15 protein-coding genes are annotated in these 14,478 nt (G+C 42.2%); 9 read left to right on the top strand and 6 right to left on the bottom strand.

The annotated features are described in order from the left end of the window. Positions 1-162 precede the first annotated feature (162 nt). The 3 genes from CD004_RS04885 to CD004_RS04875 all read right to left on the bottom strand — a co-directional run bounded on the left by CD004_RS04885 (position 163) and on the right by CD004_RS04875 (position 3,466). Positions 163-1,671 carry a coproporphyrinogen III oxidase gene (locus CD004_RS04885; RefSeq protein ID WP_102261736.1) on the bottom strand — a complete coding sequence of 503 codons (1,509 nt, stop codon included), beginning with the start codon at positions 1,669-1,671 and terminating at the stop codon, positions 163-165. Positions 1,672-1,954: 283 nt separating this feature from the next. Continuing rightward, positions 1,955-2,827, bottom strand: coding sequence for a Cof-type HAD-IIB family hydrolase (locus CD004_RS04880; protein ID WP_102261735.1), 873 nt, complete (start codon positions 2,825-2,827; stop codon positions 1,955-1,957). Positions 2,828-3,106: 279 nt separating this feature from the next. Further along, entirely contained in the window at positions 3,107-3,466 is a 360-nt protein-coding gene (locus tag CD004_RS04875; RefSeq protein ID WP_041966712.1) for a YlbF/YmcA family competence regulator, read from the bottom strand. 202 nt (positions 3,467-3,668) lie between these two features. On the opposite strand from CD004_RS04875, the gene CD004_RS04870 reads away from it, so the two are divergent. From CD004_RS04870 to CD004_RS04845, 6 genes are all read left to right on the top strand, one after another. Further along, positions 3,669-4,772 (top strand): YheC/YheD family endospore coat-associated protein, encoded by a 1,104-nt coding sequence (locus CD004_RS04870; protein WP_102261734.1) that lies wholly within the window; start codon positions 3,669-3,671, stop codon positions 4,770-4,772. A 105-nt stretch (positions 4,773-4,877) separates the two neighbouring features. Further along, positions 4,878-5,963 (top strand): YheC/YheD family endospore coat-associated protein, encoded by a 1,086-nt coding sequence (locus CD004_RS04865; RefSeq protein ID WP_158651488.1) that lies wholly within the window; start codon positions 4,878-4,880, stop codon positions 5,961-5,963. After that, positions 5,960-7,327: a YheC/YheD family endospore coat-associated protein gene (locus CD004_RS04860; RefSeq protein WP_102261732.1), complete on the top strand. Its 1,368-nt coding sequence runs from the start codon at positions 5,960-5,962 to the stop codon at positions 7,325-7,327. Before CD004_RS04865 ends, CD004_RS04860 begins: the two co-directional genes overlap by 4 nt. After that, a complete protein-coding gene (locus CD004_RS04855; RefSeq protein WP_102261731.1) occupies positions 7,324-8,508 on the top strand; it encodes a YheC/YheD family endospore coat-associated protein in 1,185 nt (394 codons plus the stop codon). Before CD004_RS04860 ends, CD004_RS04855 begins: the two co-directional genes overlap by 4 nt. Positions 8,509-8,668: 160 nt before the next feature. Further along, positions 8,669-8,881: a YheE family protein gene (locus CD004_RS04850; protein ID WP_102261730.1), complete on the top strand. Its 213-nt coding sequence runs from the start codon at positions 8,669-8,671 to the stop codon at positions 8,879-8,881. Positions 8,882-8,941: 60 nt separating this feature from the next. Further along, complete coding sequence (locus CD004_RS04845; protein ID WP_102261729.1) at positions 8,942-9,127, top strand: hypothetical protein; 186 nt, start codon at positions 8,942-8,944, stop codon at positions 9,125-9,127. A gap of 42 nt (positions 9,128-9,169) precedes the next feature. Here the strand turns inward: CD004_RS04845 and CD004_RS04840 are convergent, their stop codons facing one another. Continuing rightward, positions 9,170-9,430 carry a metal-sensitive transcriptional regulator gene (locus tag CD004_RS04840; RefSeq protein ID WP_041966706.1) on the bottom strand — a complete coding sequence of 87 codons (261 nt, stop codon included), beginning with the start codon at positions 9,428-9,430 and terminating at the stop codon, positions 9,170-9,172. A gap of 168 nt (positions 9,431-9,598) precedes the next feature. Between CD004_RS04840 and CD004_RS04835 the strand changes: the two genes are divergently transcribed. Then, the gene (locus tag CD004_RS04835; protein WP_158651487.1) at positions 9,599-10,498 is read left to right on the top strand and encodes a PucR family transcriptional regulator; all 900 of its coding nucleotides are present in this window, start codon (positions 9,599-9,601) and stop codon (positions 10,496-10,498) included. Positions 10,499-10,623: 125 nt separating this feature from the next. Further along, on the top strand, positions 10,624-11,724 hold the full coding sequence (locus CD004_RS04830) for an ABC transporter ATP-binding protein (protein WP_102261727.1): 1,101 nt from the start codon (positions 10,624-10,626) through the stop codon (positions 11,722-11,724). A gap of 74 nt (positions 11,725-11,798) precedes the next feature. On the opposite strand, the gene CD004_RS04825 is transcribed toward CD004_RS04830, so the two are convergent. Further along, a complete protein-coding gene (locus CD004_RS04825) occupies positions 11,799-12,041 on the bottom strand; it encodes a hypothetical protein (protein WP_102261726.1) in 243 nt (80 codons plus the stop codon). A gap of 356 nt (positions 12,042-12,397) precedes the next feature. On the opposite strand from CD004_RS04825, the gene CD004_RS04820 reads away from it, so the two are divergent. Continuing rightward, positions 12,398-12,601, top strand: a complete 204-nt coding sequence (locus CD004_RS04820; protein WP_023615428.1) for an alpha/beta-type small acid-soluble spore protein — start codon at positions 12,398-12,400, stop codon at positions 12,599-12,601. 143 nt (positions 12,602-12,744) lie between these two features. Here the strand turns inward: CD004_RS04820 and fumC are convergent, their stop codons facing one another. Further along, positions 12,745-14,124, bottom strand: coding sequence for a class II fumarate hydratase (gene fumC / locus CD004_RS04815; protein WP_102261725.1), 1,380 nt, complete (start codon positions 14,122-14,124; stop codon positions 12,745-12,747). Positions 14,125-14,478 lie beyond the last annotated feature (354 nt).

Genomic DNA, 14,478 nt, shown 5'->3' with positions numbered 1-14,478 from the left:
GTTTTTCCATTTCGCGGAATCAGAAGCTGTTTTCGTGGAAATACCTGCTATTTTCGCGGAATTACTAGTTATTAGCATGAAATTGGTAACTCTATATTGCGGAATAAAACTTTAATTCGAAGCGAAAAGCTCCCGAGATTCATCTTCGGGAGCTTTTCACCATTAGATTGTAGCTTTTTTAAACAAAGAATCGAGGATTTCGATCTTTTTACTGGCGTATTCTTCAAAGCTGTCGTTATATGACTTTGGATCCTTTGGATTCGAGAATTGCGTGATGACACCTGTTTCGGGATCAATGAACTTGCTAGATGCTCCGCATCCAAGGCCGATGATGGTCTGCTGTTCTTCCATGATGATAATATTATAAAGACTCTCCTGTTCCGGGAAAGCATAGCCCACATTCTCCAGGTTACCTAAAATGTTCTTCTGCCTGTACAGATAATACGGAACATAGTCATGCTCCTTCGTCCATGTTTCAGCCATATCCATCATTCTTTCAATCTCATCCCGGCCAGCTACTTTGTATTTCTGTTTATTTCTTGTCATTTCTGACGCTCTTTTAAAAGAAAGAGTGTGGACCGTCAAAGATTCCGGCATCAATTTTTCTGTTTCCGCAAGGGTATGGGCAAATTCATTCGTTCCTTCCCCAGGGAGGCCAATAATCAAATCCATATTAATATTGTTCATACCCAATTCGCGGGCCAGGTGGAATTTTTCAACCGTTTCTTCCACTGTATGGTGACGACCGATCGCCTTCAATGTTTCCTGGATATATGATTGCGGATTGATGCTGATCCGGTCGATATTCCACTTTTTCAGCACTTCCAGCTTTTCAGGTGTAATTGTGTCCGGCCGGCCTGCTTCGACGGTCACTTCCCTGATATTCTCAACATCCGGGAAGGACTGTTGAACCTCTTCATACAGCATATCCATTTCTTCAGCGGTAATCGAGGTTGGTGTGCCGCCTCCATAATAGACCGTAGTAATCTTGATATCATTCTTTTTCAGCCAGTCCCCGATTTGGCGGATTTCGTAGTGAAGCCCGCCTAGGAAAGAATCCACTGACCCCTGCCGGCCGTTGATAGCATAAGCTGGGAATGTGCAGTATGCACACTTCGTCGGGCAAAACGGGATGCCAATATAAATGCTGACACCATTTTGCAGATCATACAAGTCAGGCAGGACAGCCAGCTGACGATCAACGATTTGCTGCATGAGCTGTATTTTTTCATCTGATATCAAATACTGTTCCTTCAGCTCTTTATGGGCATCATCCTGTTTCATTCCTTCACGGAGCTTTTTATGCAAAAGCTTGGTAGGACGGACTCCGGTGAGTATGCCCCACTTCTGGATCATTCCTGTCCAGTCCTGAAGCACTTTTAAATAAGCCCTTGAAATGACTGTTTTGAGCAATTTGAATTCTTCTTTATCGCTTAAGCCGGCTGGAATTCCTTTGTTGGCTTCTGCTGTAAAACTCTCGCCATCTGCCGCCAAAGCTGCTTTTACAAAAAACTCTCCGTCCACATTTTGAACATCGAAATCAATTACCGCATCAAATTCCTCAGCTGTCTCGCTTAATGTGACTTCTGATTCTTCAAAGAATAAATTAGCGATTAACCCTAAAGGACGCTGTAATCTGTCATCTTGTATTCCATTTATATTAATTCTCATGAGATTCACCTTTTTCAATTAAACATGCTTCAATAAGTGTAATAGAAGTATGATTCAAAGGTCAAGACAGTGCAAAAGCTACCAGTTTTCGGTTAGTACTAATTGAAGTATTATAGACATCCCATTCATTTTCCTTAAAAAACTCATATATTCCTTAACCAGCACTTATTTTCCAAAAAATCTTATATATTCCTGAAATCCTTTGATATTTTCCTAAAAAACCAAATATATTCCCAAACACAGCAAAAGCATGCCTGCGATCAATTACAGGCATGCCCCTATTTTACATTTTAATAATATTCATTTTTCTCAGGAATTCAATTGGCTGTTGTTTGCGGAAATGTTCCTTGACCATATAGCTGACACCGTGCTGATTATTCGATCGGGTTACCCAATCCGAAGCCTTTTTTACTTCTACTGAAGCATTCCCCATGGCGACGCCAAGTCCGCAGGCTTCAATCATTTCTATGTCATCATGACCATCGCCAATTGCGACCATTTCTTTCAACTGTATGCCCAGGTGTTCACCTAATTGGATTAGACCATTCAGTTTTGAGACACCCTCAGGCATGATATCCAGCCTGTAATCATTCAGCTTGGACATGGACACTTCTGAGAACATCCCATTGACCGCCTGCTGTGCATCCTTCAAATCTTCTTCGTACTCGAAATAGACTTCAATTTTAGGTGGAGAGACTGGCTCATTGACCAGAGTTTCACTGATAGAATCCGTGAATTGCTGTGAGTAAAAAATCGGATCGCCTGATGTGAATACGGTTTTTGCCAACAGGTTATGGTTTAATTTATACTTGTTTGCCAATGAAAACTTTTCATGCACAAGCCGGATTTGGCAAGGGAAGCTTTCAAGGAATCTGACTAGCTGAAAGGTTACATCCTCGGGAATCCGTTTTTCAAAGACCGGGTCACTGCGAAGGTCATGAGAAATATAGGATCCTAGGTGAGTAACCAGCAAAGAATTTATTTTCAGCGCTTTAGCCACTTTTTTGGCAGATGGAAAGCTTCTAGAAGTTACTAGAGTCACGTAAACTCCTTTTTGCTGAACGTACTCAATCGCATCCCTTGTGGATTTATGGAGCCTTCCATTTGATTGGAGAATCGTTCCATCCACGTTAAGCGCAAGAAGACGGTAAATCATAATTATGCCCCCATTTCTCGGTGTTTTTGTCCTTATTTAACTTGTATGATAGAAACCGAGAGAATAGAACATGGGCAGGATTTTGATTTAGCTTGCATGCGTGATCCAGTTGTCAGGGTAAAAATGAACGAGCCTTGCCTCCAAAAAGTGGCATTGATGACGGACAGTTTTTACTTTTTTCCACTGATTTATGTCCTCATAATCTTGCTGACTGACAAATTCCCCTCTTTTCTGTACAACAAAAAACTCCCGCACATCGGCGGGAGTTCTGTCATTCTATTATTGCTGCTGGTTCGGATTTCCGTAAAGCTCTTCAAGAGGCTTCATGATTACCTGGTTAAGTTCGCCAATAACCATGCTCATTCTTTGCTCTGCTTCCATCAACTTTGAGATTAACTCATGCTGCTGGACAAGTGCCACTGTCTTTTGCGCCTGTTCTACTTCTTCCTGGGTAATTTCCTGCCCAGTCATTTGCTTTTCCTGAAGCTGCATCTGGATATTGCGGAAGCTTTCAAACATTCTTTTTGCTGATTCATCGCTGTTTACAGCATCATAAAGTTTTTTTAATTCTGTGTATTCCGCACTGTTTCTGATTGCTTTTTCCAATTCGTAGGCTGAATCGTAAAGATTTACTGCCATTCAAATCACTCCTTCTACGTTAAACGCTCCACACCACTATAACAAACTATGTTGCTGAATGCCAAAAGTTCGGGTTAGCAGCAATCTAACTCCTTTGAAAATCACCAATACCAACTACTATTCATAGAATGCAATATGTGTGTTTGCCTATTTTACAGTAGCGAGTTTTCTTATTCACCCTTAAAGAAAATGAGGAGAAGCTATGACGCCAGCAAAATCGAAAAGCTTACCCAACAATCCCGTCATCGCTTTACTGACTGAAATAAAAGAAGATCATGGTCCTGACTTCGGAAAAGTACATTCCTTTTGCGAAGAGCTTCACCAGGGAATTTCAGAACTAGGCGGAAGCTTTTATGTTTTTTCACTCAAAGGCTTTTCTGACGAAGGAGTCGAGGGCTATTCATACGATGAAAATGCAGATGACTGGAAAAAAGGACTCTTTCCCTTTCCCGCTGTAATCTACAACCGGGTTTCATCCCGAAGGACCGAAATCAGCAAAGGATTTAAGGGATTTTTAAATAAATTGGAAGCTCTGGGAATAAAGATATTTAATCACAGATTTCTTTCAAAGTGGGAGATTCATGAATCTTTATTGAAAGAAGACCACTTGCATTCGTTCATACCTGAAACACATCTATATTCGGGGACTCAGCTCGAAACCATGCTCGAAAAGCATGATGAGCTATACATCAAACCTGTTCATGGCAGCCAGGGACGGAATATTATCCAGGTAGCCAAAAGTGACTCGATGATCAATGCATCATTATCCTCGATGCCGGCCAAGGATCTTCCGGCCTTCAAACATGTAACAGAACTGGCCCGTGCCATCAATCCGATAGTTGGAAAACGGCTATGCATCATTCAACAAGGTGTACAGCTATCAGAGTTAAATGGCAGAAGGATGGACTTCAGGGTCCTCTGTCATAAAAACGCTCAGCAATTCTGGAAGGTTACCTCCATCGTCGCCAGGGTTTCCGCAGAACAGTTTTTCGTATCCAATATAGCCCGCGGAGGTGAGGTCATGAAACCGGGGCATACTCTCGCATTGATTTTCGGAAAGGAACAAGCGAGGCATCAGTTGGCACTAATGAAAGAGCTTGCCCTGGAAATCGCAGAAGTCATCAGCAGAAATGCGGAAGGACTCACAGCCGAGCTGGGAATTGATATTGGGATTGATATTAAAGGTAACCTGTGGCTGATCGAAGCCAACTCGAAGCCTTCCAAGAATTTTGAAGAGCGCGGCACGAAAATCAGGCCCTCGACAAAAGCCATCATCGACCATTGCTATGGACTTTGCCAACTATAAACTGAAATGCGCAAGCGCCTGGTCAGCCCCGTCAAGCGCTGCAGCTGAACAATTCTATAAATGAGAATTATACTTTCTTATCCCTGCACAAAAGGAGTAATGCAAATGATTACATTCGGAATGATGTCACTTTCCTTTAAAAGTGAACTAACATATTTTACCGAGATTGCCAGGAGGGCGAATCCAAACATGTTCACCTGCTTTCGGTTCTCACCTGCTAAAATCCATCCCGTAACACAATTGGTATCGGGAGAGAAATTCGACCACAAGAAAGGCTGCTGGGTTAAGTCCGAATTTCCGCTCCCCATGATCGTTTATGACCGTTGTTTTTATACAAATGATCCTTTATCGAAGCAGGCGATGGCGATTGTGAAATGGCTCAAGAAAAAAGATGATATTACCTTCCTTGGAAATGGCTTGCCAAATAAATGGGCCATATACGAGGTTCTGTCGAATTCCTCCCTGTCTCCATACATCCCGAAAACGATTCTTATCGGCAGCGGAAAAGATGTTGTTGCCCAGCTGGAGGTTATGAAAAAGGCAGTCTTGAAACCGATCTCCGGTTCTGGCGGCGCAGGGATTTATAAAATTGAAAAATCAGGTGGAGAGTTTGAAATCTCAGCTGATCCTGGGGGCAGGCTATCCACAAAAACTTTCCATTCCACCTCTGAGACAGAGGATTGGCTCGACAGCCTGTTAAGTAAGAAAGAGTATATGATGCAGCCTTACCTGGAACTGTCCGATACGGAAAATTGTCCTTTTGACATAAGAGTGCTCCTGCAAAAGGATCATGAGGAAAAGTGGATTGTTCGCGGCAAGGGAATCCGCCGTGGCAGCAAGGATGGAATCCTTTCGAACTTACGTGCCGGCGGAGAAATCCTGCCTTTTGAAGAGTATACCAATTCACTGAATTTCCGTTCAAAAAGATTCATTTTACACGAATTAGAGGAAATTCTTTCAAAGCTGCCCGGTATCCTTGAAGCTTCTTTTCCCCGGCTTTTTGAGCTGGGCGTAGATATTGGTGTATCAAAGGACCATGCCCTGTGGGTGCTTGATACAAATTCAAAGCCCGGCAGAAAAGTCATTGCTTCCACAAATCCGGACTTAAAAGAGGTGCTATATAATGCACCCCTTGAATACGCCAGAGTCCTTTCGGAAATTCTGCCAGAAAGAGAGGAACAGCACTTATGAGAAAAAAATATCCTGTTGAAGTCATCTCACACTCCAAGCAACTAGTCTTTGTACCTGCTGATCTGACACATAACAAGGAAATCCATAAAATCGCTTTTGGCAACAAGGTGGTTGATGTTACATGTGCTCCTCATCCCAAGGGAAGAAATGTGATAGTCCTGAGTAATGATGTGCAGAAGGAACTTTCGATGCCAGATTTATCAACTTCATTGCATATTTTTATCGATCAGCATACCTTGTTTATCGGGCCTCTGATAGGCATTCTGACATCTGGATTCACACCTTTTCCATTGAGACCGATTGGTGAGAGGTCCATGTTCTTTGCCAAACTGCTTTCGGTCAATAAATCTGTAGGTGCCCTTCCCTTCGTCTTTGGCGAAGAGCACATCGACTGGGACCAAGGATTGATTGAGGGTTATTTCTTTGTCGATGGAGGATGGATGAAAATTAAGGTGCCCTTCCCCAATGTTGTATACGACCGTCTTCCTAACAGGCGCACCGAAAGAAAATCTGAACTTCTCAGCTTGAAATCCAGGATGCAGACCGATTACTTGATTCCCTGGTATAATCCAGGCTTTTTCAGCAAGCTGGATGTATTTGAGCGTTTGCAGCAGGATGAACGGGCCGTAGAGTATCTGCCTGAAACACATCAATTTTCTTCTTTTTCCGTAATTGAAAGAATGCTTTCAAACTATGGAAACGTCTATGTCAAACCTGCTAACGGAAGTCTTGGACTGGGAATCCACCAAATTTTGTATGATAAGCACAATGGCTATTATTATTGCCGTTACCGCGACCAGGAGGGCATTAATAAGTTAACTAGGTTTGAAAGCCTTGAAAAGTTAATGAAGAAGGTTTTTTACAAGCGAAATCTTTCCCAGATGATCGTTCAGCAGGGTATAAGCCTGCTTAGATCCGAAAAAAGACTCATTGATTTCAGGGTCCATACAAATAAAGATGAATACGGACAGTGGCAAGTAGCGGCAATCGCTGCAAAAATTGCCGGCCATGGCAGCGTGACCACTCATGTAAACAACGGCGGAGTCGTAAAATCCCTTGATGAATTGTTTGAAGACAGAACCGAGAGAGAGCTTTGTGAGAAGAAACTTTCTGAAGCATCTCTGCTGTTAAGTTCCATTTTGGAAAAGAATATGGAGGGTATCATCGGCGAGATCGGCTTTGACTTAGGAATCGATAAAACGGGAAAGGTTTGGCTCTTTGAAGCCAATTCAAAGCCAGGACGGTCGATTTTCAAGCATCCAAAGCTAAAGAATTTTGATTTGCTTACAAGAAAACTGTCTCTATCCTTCGGCATTTTTTTAGCAGAAAAAGCCATTACGGCCCCTGAGGATATTTTCAAATGATCCTCCGCTATAATGCTGAATCGAGGGAATGGACACATGAAGCCAAAGCTGGCGAAAAATTCAGCTTTGGCTTTAATAGAATCATCGTACCTGCCGCTTCTTCAGAGATAATCCCGGAGAACAGCAAACAGTTTGTATTGAAAATCAAGCAGGAAAATATCGGACCGCTGGTTGGAATCATGACCTCAATGAGGAAGAATATGTCCCTTTCCGGCAATGGTTCATTGTTTCAGGCACTTCAGACAGAGATGCTGAACCGAAATGGATTGATTGTCGTCTTTCCTCCTGAAACCATCGTCAAAGATGGACTCACCGGGTTCGTATTTTTGCCTGATGCTCGAAAATGGATTCCTGTGAGAACACCTCTGCCTCATCTTGTTTTCAATCGTGTCCCCTTCCGGAAAGCAGAGCAGCAGCCAGCCTTTAAAGATGCCGTGAACTACCTGAATGCGCTCGGAATCCCATTTTTCAATCCTGCCTTTATCAATAAAAACAAGTTATACTCACTATTTGCCAGGCATCCACAATTAAGAAAGCTAATGCCTGAAAGCATTGCTGTGAAATCGATGATCCAGTTAGCCGCTTTCCTCGATAAACATGAAGGTATCTACCTGAAGCCTGCTTCATCCTCTAAGGGTATCGGGATTTTCCGCCTGCGGCAAAAGAACGGGCAAATTGAGTTCGAAAGCCATTCACATCGCCATCTTTATCCTGGCATAAAGGAATTCTGGAAGGTTAAATCCAGGCAGCTCTTAAGATACGAGTACATTGCCCAGAAAGAAGTCACTCCAACAGCCATCGATGGCAAACGATTTGACTTCCGCGTCCATGCCCATGACGGACCGGATGGGTACGAAGTGACTGGAATCGGCATCCGCCAATCCCAGAAGCAGGACCTGACTACCCACCTGCCAAACGGAGGGATCATGCTCCCCTATATTAATGTCAGGAATGACAGACATGACCGATTTTTCGACTGGGCTGTAAAAGAAATTGGACAGCTGCTTACTGAAGAGTTAGGCTATTTCGGAGAATTCTCCCTTGATGCAGGAATCACCGAAAAAGGCCATTATGTCATTTATGAAGTCAACTCAAAACCAATGAGCTTCGACGAACCCAAGATTGAGGAAAAAAGGATCTCCGCTCTTGTCGATTTATTTTTCAGGAAATCAGGATTTTAATGGAAATTCAAATGTACAGCATTTAGCGGGCCGCAATGATACGCGGCTCCTTTTTTGTTCCTCTGTACTTCTCCTTTATATAAACAAGGGTTTATCTGCACTTCTTCTTGCTTGAATACTATATAATAATAAAAAAGACATTTTCACAGGGGGAATCAGATTGATTACTCATTTTCAATTCAAATCATTATTTGAAAATAAGGATATGCCCGGCTGGCATTTTTCATTTTATTTTAAAAAGCAGAAGTTTACGGGAATCTATCATCAAAACGGGGATATTGAGTGGACCTCTGAGGAGCCATCCGACGAGCATATCCATCCGTTGAAAGAACAAATCCACGAGCTGATGCTCTTCCATGTATATGACAAATAAGGTGTATGTTTCTTCTCCTTTTCCGGAATTCTAAGCTTAAAAACGTTGAAGGAGGATATCATGAAACAAAAAAAGAGCAAGAAATTCACTAAGGACTTGCAATATGAGGGACGGGACGAAGTTTACGTCGATGTTGACAGGATGATCAATGAAGGCATGGCCGGCGGTACTGTACATAGATTGGACAGTTCAGCCAATATTGAGGAAAGCCATGAATTTTATCCAGAAGACCCGCCTAACGAATAAAGCAGAAAAAAAGACACCACATCCTAAAAGGATGCTGGTGTCTTATCTGCTTTTTACAATCATATTTACTGCTTCTTTTATCGCTTCGTCGGCATCTTTGCCTTCCTGAGCTGCTTCAGTGATGCAAGATTCAAGGTTCTTAGCGACGATAAAACCAATCGCGCGGTCTACTGCGGAACGGACAGCTGATAATTGGGTAACAACATCCTTGCAGTGATTTTCTTCTTCCATCATGCGAATGACTCCGCGTACCTGGCCTTCTAATCGCTTCAAACGATTTTTCATTTCTGTTGTGTATTCCATTTCCTACACCTCTCTCTTACGGTACCCCGTATTGTATCTATTATACCAGTATTTTTTCCTTTTTTCTACCAGTTGACAGCTCTTCGCGTGAATTAACATTTAAAAGCTACACCTGTTATAATAAAAGATATGTCAGCTTTTATCAAATTTAAATCTGAGGATACTTATATGATTAATAAAATATTATCTTATTTCCCTGATTCTGTCACGCATGAATATGTGCCACTCCCTTCATCACCTGATTACTACTGGTTTAAAGAGGCAGATCAAACTCCTTTGTGGATTGGTATTCCCAAAAATAAAATATCTGAAAGCCAGCTTGAACTAATGAAAAACTTGTTTGAATTTGTCGAGCTGGAAAATAATACACATCTAACTGGGACAGCGCATTCCTGGAATCAATTTCTTTTCCATGATGGTGCTCTGCCAGCCGCAGCGGTCGACGAAGTCCGTTTTATTCAGTTCAAGCTGCAGTCAAGTAATATCGAATCAGAGGAAATCCATGAAGCTTTAAAAGGGTTCTTCCCTGACCATACCACCATCTGGGTAAAGGATTCGTACGGAATCATTATTGAAGAAAAAAAGGAAGTGCCGGAAAACGTTGATGATCTTTTTTCCATTGCCTCAACACTCGAGAGTGACTTCTATGTAAGGATTTCCTTTTATATCGGCAAATTCCAGAAGGTTTCTATGCAGCTCCCTGACTTTTTCAGAAAAGAAAAAAAGGTATTCGAGGAATTGACTGCACATACCACCCGTGATGCTGTATACACCTTCGAAAAAGCTTTCCCGATGCTGTTAGCGACACATTTACCATATTACCTTAAGGAAATTCTTGGAAGTACCATCCTTGAGGCATTTGAAGAGGATAAAGAGTTAATGGCGACGATAAAAGTATTCCTTGAAAGCAATTCAAACGCCTCTCTTTCGGCCAAAAAACTTTATGTCCATCGCAATACTCTTCAATACAGATTGGACAAGTTCATGGAGAAGACCGGCGTCAGCTTAAAGGATTTTGATGCAGCCGTTGTAGTTTACCTTGCCAGTATTTATGAAGGAATGCGCTGAATCATTATCATTAAACAAATTGCATAAAAGGGCTTACATGATTTTTGTGCATCCTGCCGATGATTATTTCAGGTCATTTCCGCTAAACTGTTTTTGTAGACAAACATTCAGGGAGGCTTTAAAAAATGGCCGAGTTAAAATTAGACAATATTTATAAAATTTATGACAATAAAGTAACAGCTGTAGAAGATTTCAACCTTCATATCCAGGATAAAGAATTCATCGTATTCGTTGGCCCTTCAGGCTGCGGTAAATCTACTACACTTCGTATGATTGCTGGACTTGAAGAGATTTCTAAAGGCGATTTCTATATCGATGGAAAGCGCGTTAACGATGTACCTCCAAAAGATCGTGATATCGCAATGGTTTTCCAGAACTATGCACTTTATCCGCACATGACTGTTTACGATAACATGGCATTCGGATTGAAGCTTCGCAAGTTCCCGAAGGATGAAATCGACCGCCGCGTGAAAGAAGCTGCTAAGATCCTTGGTCTTGAGCCTTACTTAGACCGTAAACCAAAAGCACTTTCTGGTGGACAGCGCCAGCGTGTTGCATTGGGACGTGCAATTGTCCGTGATGCTAAGGTATTCTTGATGGATGAACCTTTATCAAACCTTGACGCAAAGCTTCGTGTACAAATGCGTGCAGAAATTGCAAAGCTTCACCGTCGTCTGGATACAACGACTATTTACGTAACGCATGACCAGACTGAAGCGATGACAATGGCAACTCGCCTTGTAGTCATGAAGGATGGAATCATCCAGCAGGTCGGAGCTCCTAAAGAAGTTTACGAAAATCCTGAAAACGTTTTTGTCGGCGGATTTATCGGATCACCTTCCATGAACTTCTTTACTGGCAAGCTTGAAGAAGGAAAATTCACAAACGGCAATTCTTCTATCGCTATTCCAGAAGGCAAAATGAAAGTTCTTCGCTCTCAAGGTTATGTCGGCAAGGAAATCATCCTTGGCGTTAGACCAGAAGATCTTCACGATGAGCCAGTATTCATCGATGCTTCACAAGGCGCTACTATCAAGGCAACTGTTGAAGTTTCCGAATTGACTGGTGCCGAAACAATGATCTACTCTCAATTCGAGGGCCAGGACTTTGTAGCACGTGTAGATTCACGTACAGATGTATCACCAGGCCAGGTAATTGAATTGGCATTCGATATGAATAAAGTTCACTTCTTTGATGCTGAAACAGAAAAGAGAATCCGCCCTTAATTTTGGAGGATAAAAAAAGCAACCGTCTTCGGTTGCTTTTTTCTATTACTCATTATTCCTGAACTACGAAAACCTCATTCTTTGATTAAAAAAACTTGGCTTGACCCGCAATTTGGACATTTGAAAATATGCGGGCATTCCCCTTCCGCTAAATCAGTTGGATACCCATCTTCAAGCTTCATTTGATCGATTGGCATATAAGGGCTGTAATCATCGTAAAAGTCTGCTTCCCGTCCATTGTTCTCCATGCTGCAGCTGCAGTTTGGACATGACGGACTGATCGACTTGAAGCCATTGCAAACCGGGCACATCCCCATTCTCTTCAATCCTTTCTGCTTTACTGATAACGATAGTTTGCGTTGATTAGATATGGTTATGTAGGATGATTGTTTTGGAATTAATTACCTAAATCACTTGGCGCATAAACTTCTCAAAACAAAACATACTAGTTATTAATAAAACAGCAACAAAAAAACAACGGAGCAACAACAAGCGCAACAAATCATTGGGTTAAGCCTTAGAAGGCAGCTGTAACGCGCGCCGGTGCAATTCCGGCTAGCCCAGCCAATATCCCAACACGGGTTAAACCAGGTGGCGTGGCTAAAGCCATGATTGGTTCAATTCCAATACTAACCCAAATACAACTTTGAAAAACACAAAGGAGGAAATATTAATGGCTAGCAGTAACAACTCTAATCAATTATTAGTTCCTGGTGTTCAACAAGCTCTTGATCAAATGAAGTACGAAATCGCTACAGAATTTGGCGTACAACTTGGTGGGGAAACTACTTCTCGTGCTAACGGATCTGTTGGTGGAGAAATCACTAAGAGACTAGTTCAAATGGCTGAGCAACAACTTGGCGGTTCTGCACGCTAAATTGTAATTAACAATAAAATTAAATAGAATGGCTAGGCCCCCTTCTCAAAGGGGGCCTTTAATTTGTCGCTCTAGCTCTTTCAAGCAACTGCTTAACTGGAACTTCCCTTCACCAATTACGTCAATACGAGGGAAACATTCTTTTAAATCATCTTTTCAGGCTTAACCCACTTGTCATATTGCTCTGACGTTAAGTAGCCTGTTTTAACCGCCGCTTCTTTCAAGGTTGTATTTTCTCTAAAAGCGAGCTTGGCGATTTCCGCTGCTTTTTCATAGCCAATGTGTGGATTCAAAGCTGTTACAAGCATTAATGACCGCTCAACATGGCCAGCAATCACATCAAGGTTCGCCTCGAGACCTTCTGCACAGTTATCATTAAAGGATCTCATTCCGTCTGCCAACAGCCTTGCGCTCTGCAGGAAGTTATAAATGATAACCGGTTTAAAAACATTCAGCTCAAAATTCCCCTGGCTTGCTGCAAATCCTATGGTTGCATCATTTCCAAACACCTGTGTCGCTACCATTGTCAGAGCTTCGCTTTGTGTTGGATTAACCTTACCAGGCATGATTGAACTTCCAGGTTCATTCGCCGGTATAGAAAGTTCACCGATCCCACTTCTCGGGCCGCTGGCAAGCCATCGGACATCATTGGCAATTTTCATTAAGTCTGCTGCGAGTCCTTTTAATGCTCCATGAAGGAACACGATTTCGTCATGGGAGGTCAGAGCATGAAATTTATTTGGGGCTGAATGGAATGTCTCGCCCGTTTGTTCAACAAGCTGCTTCGCAACCTTGTCACCAAAATCCTTTGCGGCATTTATTCCTGTACCTACAGCCGTCCCGCCAATTGCTAAATCCCGGACATATTTCAGTCCATCCTTAATCATCAGCTCATTTTTCTCAAGCATGGCTCTCCAGCCGCTAATTTCCTGTCCCAATGTCAATGGTGTCGCATCCTGGAGATGGGTTCTTCCTATTTTGATGATGTCATTGAATTCTTCTTCTTTTTTCTTCAATGTTTCTTTGAAAAGCTTCAGTGCAGGCAATACTTCCCCTGTCACTTTTTTCACTGCAGCTATATGCATCGCCGTCGGGAATGTATCGTTCGAGCTCTGCGACATATTCACATCATCATTTGGGTGGACTTTTTCATCTGTCCCATCATTTGCGAGCAGTTCACTCGCCCTTCTTGCTACCACTTCATTCACGTTCATATTGGATTGAGTTCCGCTTCCCGTCTGCCAAACGACTAACGGAAAATGTGTATCAAATTTACCTGCAAGGATTTCATCGCAGGCTGCCATGATCGCCTTCGCTTTTGCATCTGGCAACTTTCCAGAAGCGGCATTCACACTAGCTGCAGCCTTCTTAACCTCCGCGAATGCATAAATCACATCAATTGGCATTCTTTCTGAGCCTATCTTGAAATTTTGTTTGCTACGCTGTGTTTGCGCACCCCAGTACTTATCTGACGGGACTTTAATTTCGCCTATTGTATCTCTTTCAATCCGATAATCTGACAACACAATCCCTCCTCAATCTAATTATTAACTTATCAAAACATTTAAAACATTTTCGCCCTTAGGATAACTGTTCTTAAAAAGAAATTACAGAAAAGTGCATATAACGCCAAAAAAGCGGAAGCAGTCATGATTGCTGCTCCCGCTTTTCATTATTTCTATTTTCGCTCCAGGTTATGCCTTATAAATTGCATAGCCTATATAATAGCCCAGGATCATGATGCTTGCGATGCTTAAGGTTACTGCGAACTCCGCCATCTTGACAACCTCCTGAATTTTTATGTGGTTATTATTAAATTACCACAGTAAGCCTAAATGCAACGAGAGGGTTTCGTAACATTCTGTGACAGAAACAGG

Origin of the sequence: Mesobacillus jeotgali, from assembly GCF_002874535.1 — a bacterium.
Classification (GTDB): domain Bacteria; phylum Bacillota; class Bacilli; order Bacillales; family Cytobacillaceae; genus Mesobacillus; species Mesobacillus jeotgali.
The sequence above is the reverse complement of the archived record's forward strand: the minus strand, read 5'-3'. Positions and strand labels throughout refer to the sequence as shown.

Coding starts and splice junctions, on each gene's coding strand:
- CD004_RS04875 (WP_041966712.1), bottom strand. CDS start 3,466: ATGGCAGTAAATCTTTACGATTCAGCCTACGAATTGGAAAAAGCAATC.
- CD004_RS04865 (WP_158651488.1), top strand. CDS start 4,878: ATGATTACATTCGGAATGATGTCACTTTCCTTTAAAAGTGAACTAACA.
- CD004_RS04855 (WP_102261731.1), top strand. CDS start 7,324: ATGATCCTCCGCTATAATGCTGAATCGAGGGAATGGACACATGAAGCC.
- CD004_RS04820 (WP_023615428.1), top strand. CDS start 12,398: ATGGCTAGCAGTAACAACTCTAATCAATTATTAGTTCCTGGTGTTCAA.
- CD004_RS04840 (WP_041966706.1), bottom strand. CDS start 9,430: ATGGAATACACAACAGAAATGAAAAATCGTTTGAAGCGATTAGAAGGC.
- CD004_RS04885 (WP_102261736.1), bottom strand. CDS start 1,671: ATGAGAATTAATATAAATGGAATACAAGATGACAGATTACAGCGTCCT.
- CD004_RS04845 (WP_102261729.1), top strand. CDS start 8,942: ATGAAACAAAAAAAGAGCAAGAAATTCACTAAGGACTTGCAATATGAG.
- CD004_RS04870 (WP_102261734.1), top strand. CDS start 3,669: ATGACGCCAGCAAAATCGAAAAGCTTACCCAACAATCCCGTCATCGCT.
- CD004_RS04830 (WP_102261727.1), top strand. CDS start 10,624: ATGGCCGAGTTAAAATTAGACAATATTTATAAAATTTATGACAATAAA.
- CD004_RS04860 (WP_102261732.1), top strand. CDS start 5,960: ATGAGAAAAAAATATCCTGTTGAAGTCATCTCACACTCCAAGCAACTA.
- CD004_RS04835 (WP_158651487.1), top strand. CDS start 9,599: ATGATTAATAAAATATTATCTTATTTCCCTGATTCTGTCACGCATGAA.
- CD004_RS04825 (WP_102261726.1), bottom strand. CDS start 12,041: ATGGGGATGTGCCCGGTTTGCAATGGCTTCAAGTCGATCAGTCCGTCA.
- CD004_RS04880 (WP_102261735.1), bottom strand. CDS start 2,827: ATGATTTACCGTCTTCTTGCGCTTAACGTGGATGGAACGATTCTCCAA.